This is a genomic window from Citrobacter sp. LJND-P06 (assembly GCF_058188415.1).
This window is the reverse complement of the sequence record NZ_CP187317.1, coordinates 1,354,385-1,371,108: the sequence shown is the minus strand read 5'-3', so window position 1 is coordinate 1,371,108 and position 16,724 is coordinate 1,354,385. Positions and strand designations below refer to the sequence as shown.

Below are 16,724 nucleotides of genomic sequence, written 5' to 3'. Positions count from 1 at the left end.
GCCGGTAGTGCGCTTGTGTCAGCAACGACACAATTGACTTAACGAACCAACCCGACAGGAGAAGTCATGAATAACACCGCAGAGAATAACAACCTTTCCGCTTTTCCGGCTGTAACGCAGCGGGCACTGGAAACCCTGAATGCAGCCAGAAACGAGTGGCTTGAAGCACGTCGCCAGCAGAAAGCCGCTGATGATAACCTTGCGACGATCCGCCAGCGCCGCGCTGAAATGGAAGCCACCACTAACGCGCAAAATGAAGAGTGGCGCACGCAGTTTCGTGAAAGTCAGGGCGTGATGACAAAGGAAATGAAAAAGCTGCGCACGGAAATTGCGCTGGGGCGTGAAACACTTGAAGATTTTGATGAACTGCTGGCATCCCAGGAAAGAGAGAATGCATTTTTACCGCAAGAGGTTGCAAAGTTAGCCGGACATTATATACGCGCACACGACACCCTTGTGGAAATTCGTGCAAAACAAATCTGGGAAAACTTTATGCAGTCGCATAGTACGGTGTTAATCCAGACACTGAGCCTGCTTAAATTAACGATGGGCCGTGAAGCCAGCGCAATAACTGGTGTTGTACATACAGTAAATGATCCTGAAACGGTTCTGAAAGATTTTATCCGGAATAATATTACCGAACCGGCGCTTTCCAATGACGTGATGCCGGAACAGGACCCTGTGTTTAAACTGGCGGGTATTGCACCAGATTATGCGGCCCGTGCGGATTTCAACAAACTCCCCTCTCCGGCAGCCCTTCATAAAATGAAGATCCGCCAGGAACGTGAAGAACTGCAAAAACGCAATAGTGATGCGGAGAGTATCTGATGGCGTTGAAATGTCCTTTCTGTTCAGCCATTGCACATTGTCGAGTCAGTGTGTACGAAGCCCCCTCTGTAAAGAAAACGTACTACCAGTGCCAGAATCTGGAATGTTCAAGCACTTTTACGGCGCTTGAATCAGTACATACCATTATCACACGCCCGCAGAAAGAAGAGAAAACGCAGACAGTGCAGGAGGCTACAGCCAAAAAAGGGCAGACGCTGAATCGCTATGGCTCTGCGTCCCAGCTATCCAGCCGCCAGCAAATCCCCGTCTGATTAGCCCCCCACATACTCCCGGTCCAATGCCGGGATTTTTACGCCTTTTTCCTGGCTGGTCTGAGAACGCATGAGTGCATGCCTATGGCGCATGAAAACGCATGAGTCCCATGCACCATTTTTAACGCGAAAGCCCTTGTGTGGCGGCTCCTGAGACGATTTACGGGGTGCATGAAAACCATTCTGCTAAGCGAAGCGGGCAGGCGGGCGGGGCTGCGCACGCTGGGGATTAAAGTGACAATCACCTAACAGTTCGGGTTGTGTTATTCCTTTGCCATACAGGGCATGAAAATCGCTACATAAAACGGCTCGGTGAGGTGAGCACCGAGCACGCTCTATCAGTAAATATGCCCTGAATGAAGGATTGGAAGCAGTATCTCAGGAACTGAAATTATTATTTGAAATGTGAAATGTTTGGAGCGATGATTATCAAAATTTTCTTAACTTAGCGAAGGCTACTATGACCAGTTTTTACTATATCCAGCCTGATTTGAAAAATGATACTAATGCTAGTTTTCTAAACGCATTAGAAGTTTTTTCCAATGAAAAACAAATGCAAGTCTATGCCATAAAGAATCCTTTAGGTGAAAACAAGTATAACTATGATAGGGATGACATCCTTGTTTTGCTAAGCCCTGGTTATAAAGTCACGTTTGTTAGTTTTGGCGATGACGAAGAAGGATTTGAAGATTTTCAGGCGGATTTTGTAGAAGATCTTGGGTCTCTTTCTGATAAGTATAATTATAAAGATACAATCGGAAGGCCACGTGAATGGAAGAAAAAACTTGTTTCCAGCTATTCCCACTCTGACATCAAGGATGATCTCGAAGGTTTTTTTTGTGAGATCAAAATTAATGATGGTGTCTTTGCAAAAAAAAGCGAACTGGTAATATCTCTTTTGACAGGTAGTATCAACAACATTGATAAAGTCAAAGGTAATGTTCCTGATAACATTCTAGATAAAGTGAAGCAAAAAATAATTCTTTTTGATGGTGATCAAACACGGTTTGTATATCAAAAATTTGATAAAAAGAAAGTAATTATTCAGGGACTGTCCGGTACAGGAAAAACAGAGCTTTTACTTCATAAGCTCAAAGAGATATATCTCGATAAGGATAATGCTGAAAGTAAAATTATGTTTACTTGCCATAACAAGATTTTAGCCGATAGTATGCGAAAACGGATACCAGAATTTTTTAACTTCATGAAAGTTGAGCAACAAATCAGCTGGAATGAAAGATTATGGTGTGTAAATGCTTGGGGATCACAATACGATAGTAACTCTGGTGCGTATAGATATATCTGCAATTTCTACGGCTTATCTTTTTATCGTTTCAGTTATGTCATGACTTTCGATAAAGTATGTCAATTAGCATTGGATGAAATTAAAAAATTAGCACAAAAAGATTTTAAACATTGTTTTGACTTCATGCTTGTAGACGAGAGTCAAGATTTCCCCGCTAGCTTTATAGAACTATGCGAATTAGTTACCCGCGACACTATTTATGTTGCTGGTGATATATTCCAAAGTATTTTTGACACCAATATTTCTAATGAAATTCAGCCGGATTTCCTTTTAAGTAAATGTTATCGTACTGACCCTCGTACTTTGATGTTTGCCCATGGTATCGGAATGGGACTGTTCGAGAAGGAACCATTGACTTGGTTAATGAATGACGAGTGGGAAGCTTGTGGTTATATTGTTGACTATCCGGAAAGAAACAAATTACGACTTAAACGGGAGCCATTGCGTCGATTTGAGGACGTGACAGATGCTAAAATCCACAGTGTTGAGTTAGTTAATTCTACATATGAAACTGAAGAGGAAAACATTCTTTCTCTTTTAAATAGAATTAAAGAGGAAAATCCAACAGTTTTAGCAGATGACATAGGAATTATCTTCATAGACCAAGCAAAAAGTATATTTAAAATTGCAGATAAGCTTGAAGTAAGTGTACCGAGGCTTTTTAAATGGAAAGTTAATAAAGCATACGAAACAAAAGAGAAAGTAAAAGATACTTTATTCATAAGCAATAAAAACCATGTTAAAGGTTTGGAGTTTCCTTTCGTGATCTGTGTTACACGAGATATAAGTAGAAGTCACTCATATCGAAACTCTTTATATATGATGTTAACTCGCTCATTCATTAGGTCTTATTTGCTTTTAGGTGATGATGATAAAACCCTACAGGCTGAAATTGAGAATGGATTGAAAATAATTAACGACTGTGGGTACATGGATATTTCAGTACCACCTAAAGAAGTAATTTCACGTATACGAACCACAATTAAATATGATGAGAAAAATATCTCTCACTATGATTTAGTCACTAAAGTTTTTGATGAATTAAACATTGAAACTATATTTAGACCTCAATTATATGAAATGGTTAAGGCTATTATTCCAGATAGCTTTGACACAGAGAGAATTGCAAAAGTCATTTTGTTTAACTATGAAGAAATGCTTCAGGAGACGAAATGAACAAAGAATTTTATTTTAATCTTGATCAGGCCCAGTGTGACTGGGCTTTTAAGCCAATTAGAACAAAAACTGATGTTATAGAAATATTAATGCGAGTATTAAAAACCATTTCAGTGTATGCAGAGCCTGCTGAGGATAAAATCCATGGGCAGTTGAAATTACATATATCCAAGATGAGTCGGATATTTTTCTTTAGCGATACGAAATATTACTCCCTTGCATTTCCTTTTACTTTGGATGTTATTGGTGACGAGATCGTATTTCGTAGTACAGAAATAGAAAATATTGATAGTTTTATTACATCAAAGGTTTTATCCGTCATCAATGACCCCTCTTACATTAACTCATCTTTGTGGGCTTTTTTTGAACCACTCTTGGATCTGGAAGAACAACAAACTATACCCGGTTTTTGGCCTTTTTTAAAAATGTTGTTAACATATGAAGATGGTTATATAAGATATGACATCGATGATATAAGAGAAAATGGTAAACTTCATCCTTTATATCATTTTGATGTTTTCTACTCTAATCATCCAACTTTTAAAATTGGGCTGAATCAACATCATACTAATGATGAAATGATAGATTTCTTAAACAGGGAAACCGATTGTCGGTATTTAAAGTAATATTAAAATTAACTAATTAGCTGGCATTTTGCCAGCTAATTAGTTAATTTTAAAACATATGATGAAAAGCGAATAACAGTTAAATCAAGTCAGTTGTTAAGTTCTTCTAAACTTGACGGCCTAATTACTGCGGGCGGGGATTGTGTCAAACTCAATACAATAAACGGTGTTAGGGGTATGAATACGTCATGTCACAAGGGTAATGGTATACACGGTTAACTCCAGTTACAGCGCTGGCTGACGAGTAATTTAAAGCCATTCTGGTATACATAAAGTGAAAAAAATACATTGAGGGATATACCCCTGACCCCCAAAGCAGGCGCTGGTTGGCGAGTAGCAATGTATAATGCGTGGGGTGTGATAACTTTTTTGGGCGTTTTTCATCCTAATAGCAGGTTAGCTCGCCCCCTACCCCATCGTTCTTTCATCCCTCTGTTCATCATTTTTGGAACGAATGAAATAGGCCGATCTCTATGGTCTTAATGAGCCGTTTTTATCGGCTGATGGTATCCTTGATGGTATTTAAAAATTAAAATAAAAAATAATCATTTAAAAACATAAAGATAACAGTAAATTCGATTCCTGCAGGGGACACCATCCCGCCGTACACCAACGTCGGTTACCTCCCTTGATTTAGCGCCGCACTGATTTTAGGCAAATGTCACGACTGCCTTTGCAATAGTGCCTCCACCGCCATCTTCGTCATCTGTTGTTCAAAATGTTCTGCATTCAGATATCGCGTTTCTTTATATTTTTTATCGGTATCCAGGTAGGGTTGATGCAGTGAACATTCCGGTGGGGTGCACGCAATAATGGTATTAATGAGATCAATTGGCATCGGGTACTCAAAAAACAGTTTCCCGTGGCGGTAATTATGTTTAATTTGCCATTCCGCCAGTTCGTTAAAGAAACAATCTGACTCTGGTTTTGGAATAGCGCTTGCCTTTTCACTGCCCCAAACAACAAAAGCAAGGTTGTATAAGCCATGCGCATATGGCCAGAACATTTTATTAAGCTTAGTGACCCCGTACTCCTTCACCCGCGGTACATTTTGGCAATATAAATCGAGTTGATTCCCTGCGTCTTCAACATCGCCATCAAGGAGTGCGATAAGATAACGGATGGTCACGAGATCGATAGTAGCTTGCTTAGACGCAAGTACCGCTTCCGCTTTTTTCCTTGCATCAACCTCAAAGTCAGTACGCTTGTACCATAACGCCATGACTAAATTAGTGATCGTTATTGTTACAGGATGACCATTGTCACTCATGCCAAACTTTTCAGGCAAAAGAAGTGGAACACGGGTAAACAGACCTGCGGCAAGAATATCCAGGGTTATCCCTATATTCGTGCAGTGATCGCATCCTGAATCCCCACCCAGCGTCACATGCTTAATCATGGCAGACTGAAGCAACGCTGAATGGAGTAACTCCATATCGTTTGACACTATCGCTGTTTTGTATCCCAGCAAATCCGGTACACGTTTCATTCTGAGCATATAAAGCCATGAACTCACCTGCTCCTGACGTGAATAATCGTTGTGGAGCTGCTCATGAATATCCAGGCATTCAGCTAAATAGTCCTTCGTACTCATCCATATCAAGTCATTTTTTTCAGCTTCTTTTTCGTATTCTCGTTGATATGCACGTTTAAATTTTTCTGAAATATGCCCCATTAAGCCACCTGCAAAGCGTTATCTCACGACGAATGAGAACGGTTGTAGACAGAAACCAGAATAAACGATTGTGTCGCTTGAAGGGTAAAAAAACTGAGCAAATGTGTATTCCGCTGCTTATGCTCCACTTCGGCTACGCAGAGCTGGCCCGCCATGGTTCAGAGCGGCGGTCAGTACACTCTTACAAGGCGTCGATGACGATAAATAGCTGTTCGTCTACCTGCTCGACAGGGTAGCAACCGATCCTGAGCTGGGTCGAGTTGAGCAGATAGCCGGTGCGCAGATTGAAACGCAGACCGTGAGCACAGCACTGGATCACCTCCCCTTCCAGCCGACCGCCGCATAAGGACGCCCCCTGATGGGGACAGCCGTCATCAATGGCGTGGAACTGCCCGCCAACGTTGAACAGCGCCAGGCTCTTACCCGCCACCTCAATCAAGGCACGCTGACCCGCGGCAGGTACGCGTTCGGCCGGAACGGCGATGCGTTTTTCGTTCATAAACAGACCTCCACTTTCACGATTTTGCTCATGTCCGGGCTTCCGTGTTATGGGTACCGACGGCAGCGTCGCAAGCAACAGACGGCTGCGGATCACTTTCCAGCCTGGCGATGTCTTTGTGATAGTGGCGCTTAGCATAGAAGAAGACGGCGGCCACCACGATGCTGATCAGGGGCACCAACCGGAAAGCATTATCCAGACCGATGAGGTCGGAGACCCTTCCGGTGACGAAGGGGCCAGGGGCCAGTCCGAGTAGGTTGTTAGCCAGAGTCAGGGTGGCAAAGGCCGTACCATGCACGCTGGCGCTGGTCAGGTTAGCGACCATGGCGCCCGCCGGCCCTGAGGTGCCGGTGGCGATGAACATACCGAGGCAGATCAAGACCAACTGGAGTATGCCGGTCGGCAGAGCGAATGCCAGTGATAGCAGAGCGCAACTGCCGAGGCTGTAGAAGATGGCCAGGCTTATCTTGCGATCCGGCCGATCCCGGCACAGTTTGTCGCTCAGAACGCCGCAGAGGATCATGCCAGCACCGCTGAACAGCACGATGATAGCGGCTATACTTCCCGCCTTTTCCGTGCCCATATCGTAATAGCGATTGAGGTAGCTCGGCATCCAGACGATAACGGTTCCGCCGACAAACAACTGCAGGCCGCTGCCAACATAGGCCGAAATCACAGAGCGACTGGAATAGAGTGTTCGCAACGACTTGCTGTAGACCTTGGGAGCAGGACGCGCTACGCCACTCGCCGGCGAGATGCGCGTTTCCTTGACGATGATGGGATAGAGTGCCGCCAGCAACAGGCCGAACAACGCCATGCCTGCAAAGGCCGGGCGCCAGCCCATCAGATGGGCCAGTAAGCCCCCGGAGGCCATCCCCAGCACCGATCCAAACATGCCTCCGGAGATGAAGGCGGCTGACAGGGTGGCCCGCATACTCCGCGGGAAGACGGAGACCACCACGGCGATACCGACGCTGCCATAGGCGGCCTCCCCGACGCCGACCAGTAAGCGGGCGATGAACATCTCTTCGTAATTCTGGGCCACGGCACAACCCAGGGTCGCCAGACTCCACAGCATAGCCATCAGCGTCAGGCTCTTTACCCGACCGAAGCGATCCGCCAGCAGGGAGAGCGGGAAAGTCAGCAACCCGACCATCAGCGCCACAATGCCGCTGAGCAGGCCAAGTTGCGTATCTGTGAGTGCCCATTCTCCCTTGAGCATTGGGAAAACGGCGTTAAGCACCTGCCGCGACATATAATCGGAGATCAGCAGTCCAAAGGTCAGCGCAAAGACGACCCAGGCATAACGACGCGGAACGGTAATCTTGCTCGCGTCGTCATCGTTGTTGATATGATACGTAGCCATACAGTCCCTCATTCATCTGCCCGCACCGCATAGCGCTCAGGACAGCAACCTTTTTGCAAACCGAACTTGTCAGGCCGCCCCATCCGTGGTGGAGGGGCGGCACATTGCGTTTAGCCGCGTTGCGGCACGCCTTTCTCACCCGCCTTGCGATTCGGCGACATACCGTTGGCCTGCAGGGTCTGTTCGATGCTGTCGTACTGGGTGCCGATACGATAGATGGCGCGGGCTTCCTTGCCGTTCGCCACCTCGCGACCCAGCTCATGCGCCACCCGCACGCACTGCTGGATCTGCTCGACCGAACTCATGCGCTGACCGTGTTGCCCAATAATGGTGTCCTCGATGCCGCAGCGCGGGTGCAGACCCATAGCCATCGCCATCATGTTGAACGGCAGCACGTTCTTGAGCAGGGATTCGGCGGTCAGGGTGCATCCATCAGGCGCGCGCTGGACGAAGTTCATGAAGTTGTACGGATTGGGGCCATCGAAACCGCCACCGATGCCAATCCAGGTCAGATTGAGCGGGCCCATGTAGATACCCTTGCGCACCAGCCGCTCCAGGGTTTCGAAGGCGTGCATACCGGTCAACTGGAAGTGCGGCTGGATGCCATTGGCCTGTAGGCGTCTGAGGTGCTCTGCCACCCAGGCAGGGCCAGCCGGGACGGTCATCTCGCTGTAAGCAGCCTGCAAGGCCGGGTTGGCAAGGGAAGTGCCTTCCAGATATTCCGGGTAGAGCAGCTCCATAATGTTCATTTGAGTGGTGTTAATGGCGACCGTGACCTGGTCCGGTTTCGGCGTCAGCTCAGCCAGCATGTGGCGGGTGTCGTCTGACAGCCACTTGGCCGCCTCGCCATCACTTTCCGGGGCGAAGGAAATGGAGCCACCAACCTGAATTATCATGTCCGGCACGGCCTTGCGCACCCCGGCTATTAGCTCGTTGAACTTGGACAAACGCTTAGAGCCTGTGCCGTCCAACTCACGCACATGCAGGTGCAACACGGTCGCACCGGCTTCGTAGCAATCGACCGCCTTTTGGATCTGATCTCCCATGGTGACCGGGATGTCTTTCGGGAAGTCTTGCGGTGCCCACTCAGGGCCGTAAGGGGCCACGGTGATCACGACCTTTTCCATGTTCTCCGGGTGCAGGGAATCGTCAAAAAATTGCATCTATTCTCTCCTGGCATAGTAGGGTTTTGATGAGTCGTTGATTCACCCGGGCAACTTCGCCCGGATGGAGGTGCAATCTAGAAAGGCTTGTCGCCCATGATCCCAGCCCGCTCCATCTTGCGGTGGCTCGGCGGGTAGTCCATGGCGGCGTAGTGCTGGGTGCTGCGGTTGTCCCAGATGGCGATGCTGCCGGACTGCCAGCGCCAGCGAACCTGGTATTCAGGAAGGTAGGCCTGGCTTATCAGATAACGCAGCAGATCGCTGCCGCCCATGGTGTAGTCCTGCCCGTAGCGAACATGCTGCGGGGTGTGGTAGTTGCTGAAGTGTGTGGTGAAGGCGTTGACGAACAGGATCTTCTCATCCGTTTCTGGATGGGTACGCACCACCGGGTGTTCCGCGTCCGGGAACTGCGCCTTGAGCGCCAGCCGTTTCTCGATGGGGGTAGCCGCCCCGAAGCTGGCCTCCAGACTATGGTAGGCGCGCAAGCCTGCAATCTTCTGTTTCACGTCTTCCGGCAGATGCTGCCAGGCCACCACCATGTTGGCCCAGAGCGTGTCGCCCCCCACTGGCGGACTCTCGACGCAGCGCAACACACACCCCATCGGGGGTTTCTCGCGCCAGGTCGCATCGGTGTGCCAGGCATTTTCATAGCGCTCGTTCGCCACTTCTGGCGTCTTGTAGATACGTACCAGACCGGGATGGTCTGGGTCACTGCCCACCACTGGATGATCCTCCAGCTCGCCAAACATTCGGGCGAAGGCTACGTGTTCGGCACGGCTGATTTCCTGCTGGCGCAGGAACAGAACCCGGTGTCTGAGCAGTTGCGCACGGATCTCCTTAAACAGGCCAGCATCATGAATGGCGTCGGCCAGACGAACACCGCTTAGCTCAGCGCCGATATGGTAGGTCAGTTGTTCTACACGCATGTTATGCCCCCTGGATGACAAAGACAGATGAGCCTGTGGTCTTGCGCGATTCGAGATCGCTGTGAGCCTTCACCGCATCCTGCAGCGCATATTTTTGATTGATATCAATCCGGATCCGCCCGCTGCCGACGTGGTCGAATAGCTCAGCGGCCAGCGCCGCTTTCTCGGCCGGATCGGCGATATAGTCGGCCAGCGCCGGGCGGGTCAGACAGAGCGACCCTTTCATCGCCAGCAATACAGGATCGAACGGCGGGATGGGGCCGGACGCGGTGCCGACGCAGACCATCAGACCGCGACGCTTGAGCGAGTCCAGCGAGCCCATGAAGGTATTCTTGCCGACGCTGTCGAATACCACGTTAACGCCGACGCCCTCGGTCAGGGTACGCACGCGCTGGGCCACATCTTCATGGCTATAGTTGATGATGTAATCGCAGCCATGATCACGGGCTACCTCGGCCTTGGCCTCGCTGGAGACGGTGCCGATCACGGTCAGGCCGAGCAGTTTGGCCCACTGGGCGACGATGAGGCCGACGCCTCCTGCGGCGGCGTGCAGTAAGATGGTGTCGCCGGGCTTGAAGTCATAAATTCGGCGCATCAGATAGGCCGAGGTCAGCCCGCGCATGGTCATCGCCGCGGCCGTCTCGAAGCTGATGTGGTCGGGCAACTTGATGAGCGGGGCAGCGGGGATCAGTCGCTCAGTCGCATAAGCGCCGAGGGTATTGAGGAAACCGGTATAGGTGACACGATCGCCCACCGCCACGTTAGTCACCCCGGCACCGATGGCCTCCACCACGCCGGCCGCCTCGACGCCCATCCCACTCGGCATCGGGATCGGGTAAGTACCATTGCGGAAATAGGTGTCGGCATAGTTCAGACCGACGGCGACCTGGCGCAGGCGAACCTCGCCCGGGCCTGGCTCTGCGACCATGACGTCTTCGTAGCGCAGTACCTGCGGCCCCCCAGTCTCATAAAAGCGTATGACTTTGGCCATCTCTGTTCTCCAACTCGTCTTTGATGTGAGCAAAATGCCTCGAACTGAATTGAATCTAGGAGATGACGTAAACCTGCGCTTTTCATCAGGCGACAGCCGCTTTTCATCTCATGACTACCGCCCTGAATTCATTGTGTTAGTGAGAGGTAAACCACCAAAACCGATCCCGGCTTACCGCCTTGCGACAGGTTTCACGGAACAGGAGATGGCCGCCAAAAGGACTTTTTTAAATGCCCATGGTTTGAATTTGATAAAAAAGACAAGGCGGGGCCATACTATGACCCGCACTGATAAGCTGGTGGTGGAAAGTATTGCTTCGTCACTGGAGTGCGCCGCCGACAGGCGCTTCGCCGAGGGCGGCATTGAATGGATCCATAGGTTGCGCTGGGGCAATATCCGCATCCGCACGGGGAGGGTGAGTCCCCGGCTGAACACTCAAATGCTTTCTTTCCCGTCGCTGATTTCGATTTCCCGGATCAACCGCTTGTTAATCTTACCAACACTGGTTTTGGGAATATCCGCGACTATCCGGATTTGCCGGGGGATAGCCCATTTATTGATGCGTCCGCTGTCGACAAACCCTTGCAGATGCGCCGCTATGGCCTGCGGTTCCAGGAACTCCCCTTCCTTGCAAACCACCAGCGCCAGGGGGCGTTCTCCCCACTGCTCATCCGGGATCCCGACGACGGCTACCGCTCTGACCGCCGCGTGTGAGCTGATGAGGCTCTCCAGCGTCAGCGAGCTTACCCACTCCCCGCCCGTTTTGATAACGTCCTTGATGCGATCCTTGATCTCCACTATCCCATGGGGATCGATGGAGGCCATATCGCCGGTGTGCAGCCAACTGCCGCGCCATAGCTCGGCCCCTTTCTCGGGTTCCTTCAGATACCCCTGAGTCAACCAGGGCGCCCGTACCACTATCTCGCCCAGCGATTCGCCATCCTGCACCACCTCCCGACCTTCGCCATCGACGATGCGCAGCTCCACCAGCGGGACGGGCAGACCCGTCCGGATTCGCAGGGGCAGTTGCTCATCCATAGGCAGGGCCAACTCTGCGTCGCTCAGGTGGGTCAGACAAAGTAATGGGCAGGTTTCCGACATGCCATAGCCTGCGTGGATGCGTATGCCCTTGCGGTGTGCCTGCGTCGCCAGCCCGAGGGAGAGCGCACTGCCGCCCAGCAACATCTTCCATCCCGACAGGTCGGTCTGCGCGGTTTCGTCGCACTCGAGGATCATTTGCAAGATGGTCGGCACACAGTGCGAGAAGGTCACACCCTCGTCGCGATAGAGCCGCACCAGCTTGTTGGGTTCGTAACGACCAGGATACACCTGCTTCACCCCCAGCATCGTCGCCACGTAGGGGGCGCCCCAGGCATGTACGTGAAACATGGGGGTGATCGGCATGTAAACATCGTTCGAACGCAGCAGCGACTGCCCTTCGTGAGCCGCCAGAATGCCCAGTTCGTTGAGGGTGTGCAGCACCAGTTGACGATGGCTGAAGTAGACTCCCTTGGGGTCGCCCGTGGTGCCCGTGGTGTAGAACAGGGTAGCCATCGAGTTTTCATCAAAGTCGGGGAAGTCGAAGTTATCCTCTGCCGCAGCCAGCAGAGTCTCATATTCCCCCAGCACCGGCAGGCTGGTCGCCTTCCCCCCGTCGTCACTGAGCTGGATGTAGCCACGAACCGTGGTCAGCGTCTCCGCCAGCGACTCAATCACCGGCAAGAAGTCGTCGTGCACCAACACCAGGTGATCCTCGGCATGATTCATGGTGTAGGCAAGTTGATCCGCCGAGAAGCGGACGTTGACCGTGTGCAGCACGGCCCCCATCATGGGCACGGCGAAGAAGCACTCAAGGGCGCGATGGCTGTCCCAGTCCAGCAGAGCGACGGTGTCGCCGGGCTTAACACCGGCCGCCGTCAGCATGTTTGCCAGACGGTGGATACGCTGCCCGAGGGTGCGATAATCGTAACGCAGCTTATCGGCGTAGACGATTTCTCGCTCGGGGTGATAACGCCCGCCCGACAGCAGCAGGCTCTTAATCAGCAACGGATAAGCATGGGCTCCCTGCGCTGACGGTATGATTCTTGTCTTCACCATGCAGGTGACTCCCTGGCGCATTATTTGCTCGGTAAGGTTGCACTGGCAGAGGAAACTTAACCTCTGCCCTCTGAACAGGAAGCGGGCGGCTCACTGGCAAGCCCGCTTCCCTGAATATCTTTAGTCGCAGGACATTAACCCCAGTCGTCGAGGCGACGCACCAGATCCCGCCCCTGAGGCCAGGGGCCAAAGCCGCTCACCGGATTGAGGTGGCCCACGGAGCCCAACTCGACAACATCGCTCCCCCAGTCAGTCGCCATGGCACGCACCGCGTCGACGCTGGCCAGGGGATCGTTATCGCTAAGGGCCACCAGGCTGGGAAACGGCAACCGCGTACGCGGCAACGGGCACCAGCCACCGGCCTGCAAAGTCTCCTTGCTCGGGTACTGGGCCGGCCAGTTGGCGTTGAGATCGGGGGGAGTGACCAGCAAGGCGCCTTTGATTTGGTGCTGATGCTGCTGCGCCCAGTGCACCGTCATCAGTACACCGGCACTGTGCGCCACCAGGATAACCGGGCCGTCGATCTGCGCCAGTGCCTGTGCAATGGCCTCGACACGAGCCCGACAATTGAGTTTATCCTGGGTCAGAGGAGGCACTGAACGCACCCTGGCCAGACTGGCCGCCAGATGCGTTTGCCAATGTTCCGCGACATGCTCGCGCAATCCGGGAACGATCAGCACTGTCGCCCTGGTATGTAATTTATCCATATGACTTTCCTTACGCTCCATACGGGCCCGGCTAAAGGCCAGCGCCTCGGAAGCAACACTAAAGCCCCAACATTCCCGTTGCTTTACTTTTGACGCCATCGATTTTTCATTTTGCGACACGGGCAAACAAGACTCAGACCCGCGCCTGCCTACCCCACGTCCCCAAATAAGTGAAGCATCCATGTTGCAAAATACAACCATAATACTTTCAATTTTGTTACATGACTGCTAATTAAATGTTAATCAACCATTCACGGCACAGATTAATAACTTAAGGAAGCAGCACAATGACTGTCTTAGCCAGAGCCGCCATCCTCACCAATTATCTGGACGTCACTCGTCAACTCGGTCTCAATACCCAGCACTTATTAGCGCAGGTGGGGCTCAGTACCTCCATCCTGGGGATGCCCAATCAACGCATCCCCGTCTCCACCGCTATCAAGTTGATCGAGCAGTCTGCCCTCGTCAGCGGATGCGATACCCTGGGCCTGCGGATGGCGGAACATCGTCATCTGTCCGACTTTGGCGAGATAAGTCTGCTGCTCAGCCACCTGCCCACCCTGCGCGATGCGCTACAGGGGATTGTGCAGTATCGCCAGTTGTGCAATGACTCGCTGGCCATCTTCATTGAGGAAGCAGGTTCGATGGTCATCATTCGCGAAGAGGTGATCACCGACATCCCCACCTCATCACGCCATGCCAGCGAGCTGGCGGTCGGTGTCATGTACCGTTTCTGCGCCGCTCAGGTCGGTGTTGGCGCAAACTGGCGTCCCATCAGCGTCAACTTCACTCATCCTGCGCCGACGGATCTCTCCGTCCACAAACGCATATTCGGTTGCAAAGTGGAGTTTGGCAGCGAATTCAATGGCATTGTCTGTCAGGCTGCCGACCTGGACATCGCCAACCCGCTGGCCAACAAGGCCATGGCTCTTCACGCACGCAACTACCTCGACTCGCTGCTGGTGGAAAACCACCAGTCGCTGATGTTCGACGTGCGCAAGTCTATCTACCTGCGACTGCCGATGGGGCGCGCCACCATAGAGCAGATCTCCCGTACCCTGGGGATGAATGTGCGTACCCTGCAACGCCATCTGGAAGAGAGCGGCGCCACCTTCAGCGAGCTTATCAATGATGTGCGGCGCGATCTGGTGATCCGTTACCTGCAGAATCCAGGCTATTCTCTTGGCCACATCGCCGACATGCTCGGCTACTCTATGCCCAGCTCCTTCACGCGCTGGTTCAATGCCCAGTTCGGTATGCCTCCCGCGACCTGGCGCTCTCGCCACCGTAACGTCCCCAGGGCCGTCCAGACAGCAACGGAATGTGTACATTCATCACCTGAATAACAGCGGCTAATAATGACGAAACGTGGAAATGACCGCAGCCGTAAACCTCCGCAAGAAGCGGATACGGCATGTGGGTCTGGATTGGGATTTTGGGGTTAGCGCTGAGAGTGGGTTTATAAGCGGGTTTGTACTCGCCGCGGTTGCCAGACGCTCCCGGCTACGCTGGATACAGCATGAGTTGCTGAATGTTACTCGCCATGCAGACCCGGTTACGCCCTTCCCGTTTCGCGTGGTAAAGCGCCTGATCGGCCAGGTCAAGCGTCGACTGGAAATCCTCACAGGCGTTCAGCTCACCAGGCGTCATCTGTGCAAGGCCAAAACTTGCCGTGAATTGAATCTTACGGCCACGGAAATCCACCTCCTGTCGCGCAAAATTGATTCGGATGCGTTCGGCTACCTGTTTGGCGTATTCAGGTTCGGTAAATGGCATCACCACGACAAACTCTTCACCGCCGAGTCGGGCGACAATATCATTTCCCCTGACTAATCCCGGTAATAGTTGCCCTACACACCGAAGCACCTCATCTCCCCCACTATGGCCGAAGTTGTCATTGATCCTTTTGAAATAGTCCAGGTCGATGCTCAGCACACACAATGATTGTCGCTGACGACTCACCACACGACAGATATTCCGGACTTGCTCGTCAAAATAGCGACGGTTTGCCAAACCGGTGAGTGGATCACGCAACGCATCTTTAACCAGTTGCGCCCGTTGCAGGGAGTTAGCGTGCATATAATTCAACAATGACCATTGCGTTATGATAAAGGCAATAAGCGCGATGACCGAACAAAAGACCTGCATATACCACCCAAACAGGATTTCATGTTTAGCAAGTCCCGCAGCCATCACCCATTTATAATGACTCAAATTGAGGAACACCCCCAGACGTGAGGTGCCATCAATAGGCGATATATATTGATTGGTCTGTGCCGAATCGGAGGAATATTTAATGACTTCCTTGAGGAAAGGATTGAAATGAAGCGGGCCCACAGTAATACCGGCCCCCACGCGGGTAAGCTGAATACAATTTTCGCGATCCAGCACCACCATTGCCCCACCGGAACCGAGATAAAAACCTTTATCGTTGAGTTTTCGAAACATCTCCACCATTGAGTGGGCATCGAAATATCCAACAACGCCGCCAAGGAATTTTCCTTTGACGTCACGTACGGCATGGTACATCACAAACCCGTGGAGATTGTGATCCGTTCCGTCACTCTGCCAATAAAACAGGCTGTCATTCTCCTCTTTAAGACGCAGTTGCTTAAACATGGGTTGATCGCGAAAGCTGGCCTGGGTGAGCGTTGATGCGTTGAGTGCGTTTTCCAGCGGGAAAAGGGCACGCTGAGCAATAAAGTCCCCCTTCTCATCAAACACAATCACGCCATCGAGCCAGTCTTGTTTGAGCTCTGCATCCAGAAACCGATCTGCATTTTCAGACGTGGCAGTGTGATTGAGCAAAAAAGCATTGCCGATAAGACGTACCTGATACCCCATCGCATCCAGGCTGGTTTCGAAACGCTCGGCTTCCAGTAACGTGGTATTGCGCAGAATACGCGCAGCCTCACGCATAATATATGTATATTGATAATAAAGATGCCCGGAAAGAATTGTCGTTTGCAACAAAATAAACAACAGAAGTAAACCCCGCTTTTCGGTCAAGCTAAGATGTTCACAGCATGAGGCAATCTTTCTGTACGGCACACGTTTTCCTGGTCGATGGGGATAATTATCACGACAATCCA

14 protein-coding genes are annotated in these 16,724 nt (G+C 51.3%); 5 read left to right on the top strand and 9 right to left on the bottom strand.

The features are described 5' to 3' along the window. Positions 1-66: 66 nt before the first annotated feature. The 4 genes from ACO7SM_RS06595 (at position 67) to ACO7SM_RS06580 (ending at position 4,208) form a co-directional block, all read left to right on the top strand. Positions 67-828, top strand: coding sequence for a phage polarity suppression protein (locus ACO7SM_RS06595; protein WP_490470174.1), 762 nt, complete (start codon positions 67-69; stop codon positions 826-828). Beyond that, positions 828-1,100 carry an ogr/Delta-like zinc finger family protein gene (locus ACO7SM_RS06590; protein ID WP_490470173.1) on the top strand — a complete coding sequence of 91 codons (273 nt, stop codon included), beginning with the start codon at positions 828-830 and terminating at the stop codon, positions 1,098-1,100. The genes ACO7SM_RS06595 and ACO7SM_RS06590 overlap by 1 nt, the downstream gene beginning before the upstream one ends. A gap of 460 nt (positions 1,101-1,560) precedes the next feature. Next, entirely contained in the window at positions 1,561-3,582 is a 2,022-nt protein-coding gene (locus tag ACO7SM_RS06585; protein WP_490470172.1) for an STM2767 family DEAD/DEAH box helicase, read from the top strand. Beyond that, positions 3,579-4,208, top strand: coding sequence for an STM2766 family helicase-associated protein (locus ACO7SM_RS06580; RefSeq protein ID WP_490470171.1), 630 nt, complete (start codon positions 3,579-3,581; stop codon positions 4,206-4,208). The genes ACO7SM_RS06585 and ACO7SM_RS06580 overlap by 4 nt, the downstream gene beginning before the upstream one ends. A 661-nt stretch (positions 4,209-4,869) precedes the next feature. Here the strand turns inward: ACO7SM_RS06580 and ACO7SM_RS06575 are convergent. The 8 genes from ACO7SM_RS06575 to ACO7SM_RS06540 all read right to left on the bottom strand — a co-directional run bounded on the left by ACO7SM_RS06575 (position 4,870) and on the right by ACO7SM_RS06540 (position 13,632). Next, entirely contained in the window at positions 4,870-5,883 is a 1,014-nt protein-coding gene (locus ACO7SM_RS06575; RefSeq protein ID WP_490470170.1) for a hypothetical protein, read from the bottom strand. A 181-nt stretch (positions 5,884-6,064) separates the two neighbouring features. Continuing rightward, positions 6,065-6,382, bottom strand: coding sequence for a Rieske (2Fe-2S) protein (locus ACO7SM_RS06570; RefSeq protein WP_490470169.1), 318 nt, complete (start codon positions 6,380-6,382; stop codon positions 6,065-6,067). Between the two features lie 28 nt (positions 6,383-6,410). Beyond that, the gene (locus tag ACO7SM_RS06565) at positions 6,411-7,748 is read right to left on the bottom strand and encodes an MFS transporter (RefSeq protein WP_490470168.1); all 1,338 of its coding nucleotides are present in this window, start codon (positions 7,746-7,748) and stop codon (positions 6,411-6,413) included. A 110-nt stretch (positions 7,749-7,858) separates the two neighbouring features. After that, on the bottom strand, positions 7,859-8,911 hold the full coding sequence (locus tag ACO7SM_RS06560) for a beta-keto acid cleavage family enzyme (RefSeq protein WP_490470167.1): 1,053 nt from the start codon (positions 8,909-8,911) through the stop codon (positions 7,859-7,861). A 77-nt stretch (positions 8,912-8,988) separates the two neighbouring features. After that, positions 8,989-9,837 carry a TauD/TfdA dioxygenase family protein gene (locus ACO7SM_RS06555; RefSeq protein WP_490470166.1) on the bottom strand — a complete coding sequence of 283 codons (849 nt, stop codon included), beginning with the start codon at positions 9,835-9,837 and terminating at the stop codon, positions 8,989-8,991. A gap of 1 nt (position 9,838) precedes the next feature. Further along, on the bottom strand, positions 9,839-10,828 hold the full coding sequence (locus ACO7SM_RS06550; RefSeq protein ID WP_490470165.1) for a quinone oxidoreductase family protein: 990 nt from the start codon (positions 10,826-10,828) through the stop codon (positions 9,839-9,841). A 435-nt stretch (positions 10,829-11,263) separates the two neighbouring features. Next, positions 11,264-12,925, bottom strand: coding sequence for a fatty acid--CoA ligase (locus tag ACO7SM_RS06545; protein ID WP_490470164.1), 1,662 nt, complete (start codon positions 12,923-12,925; stop codon positions 11,264-11,266). A gap of 134 nt (positions 12,926-13,059) precedes the next feature. Further along, positions 13,060-13,632 carry an RBBP9/YdeN family alpha/beta hydrolase gene (locus ACO7SM_RS06540; protein WP_490470163.1) on the bottom strand — a complete coding sequence of 191 codons (573 nt, stop codon included), beginning with the start codon at positions 13,630-13,632 and terminating at the stop codon, positions 13,060-13,062. A 287-nt stretch (positions 13,633-13,919) separates the two neighbouring features. On the opposite strand from ACO7SM_RS06540, the gene ACO7SM_RS06535 reads away from it, so the two are divergent. Next, entirely contained in the window at positions 13,920-14,978 is a 1,059-nt protein-coding gene (locus tag ACO7SM_RS06535) for an AraC family transcriptional regulator (protein ID WP_490470162.1), read from the top strand. 157 nt (positions 14,979-15,135) lie between these two features. Here ACO7SM_RS06535 and ACO7SM_RS06530 read toward each other — a convergent pair whose 3' ends face one another. After that, positions 15,136-16,614, bottom strand: coding sequence for a sensor domain-containing diguanylate cyclase (locus ACO7SM_RS06530; RefSeq protein WP_490470161.1), 1,479 nt, complete (start codon positions 16,612-16,614; stop codon positions 15,136-15,138). Positions 16,615-16,724 lie beyond the last annotated feature (110 nt).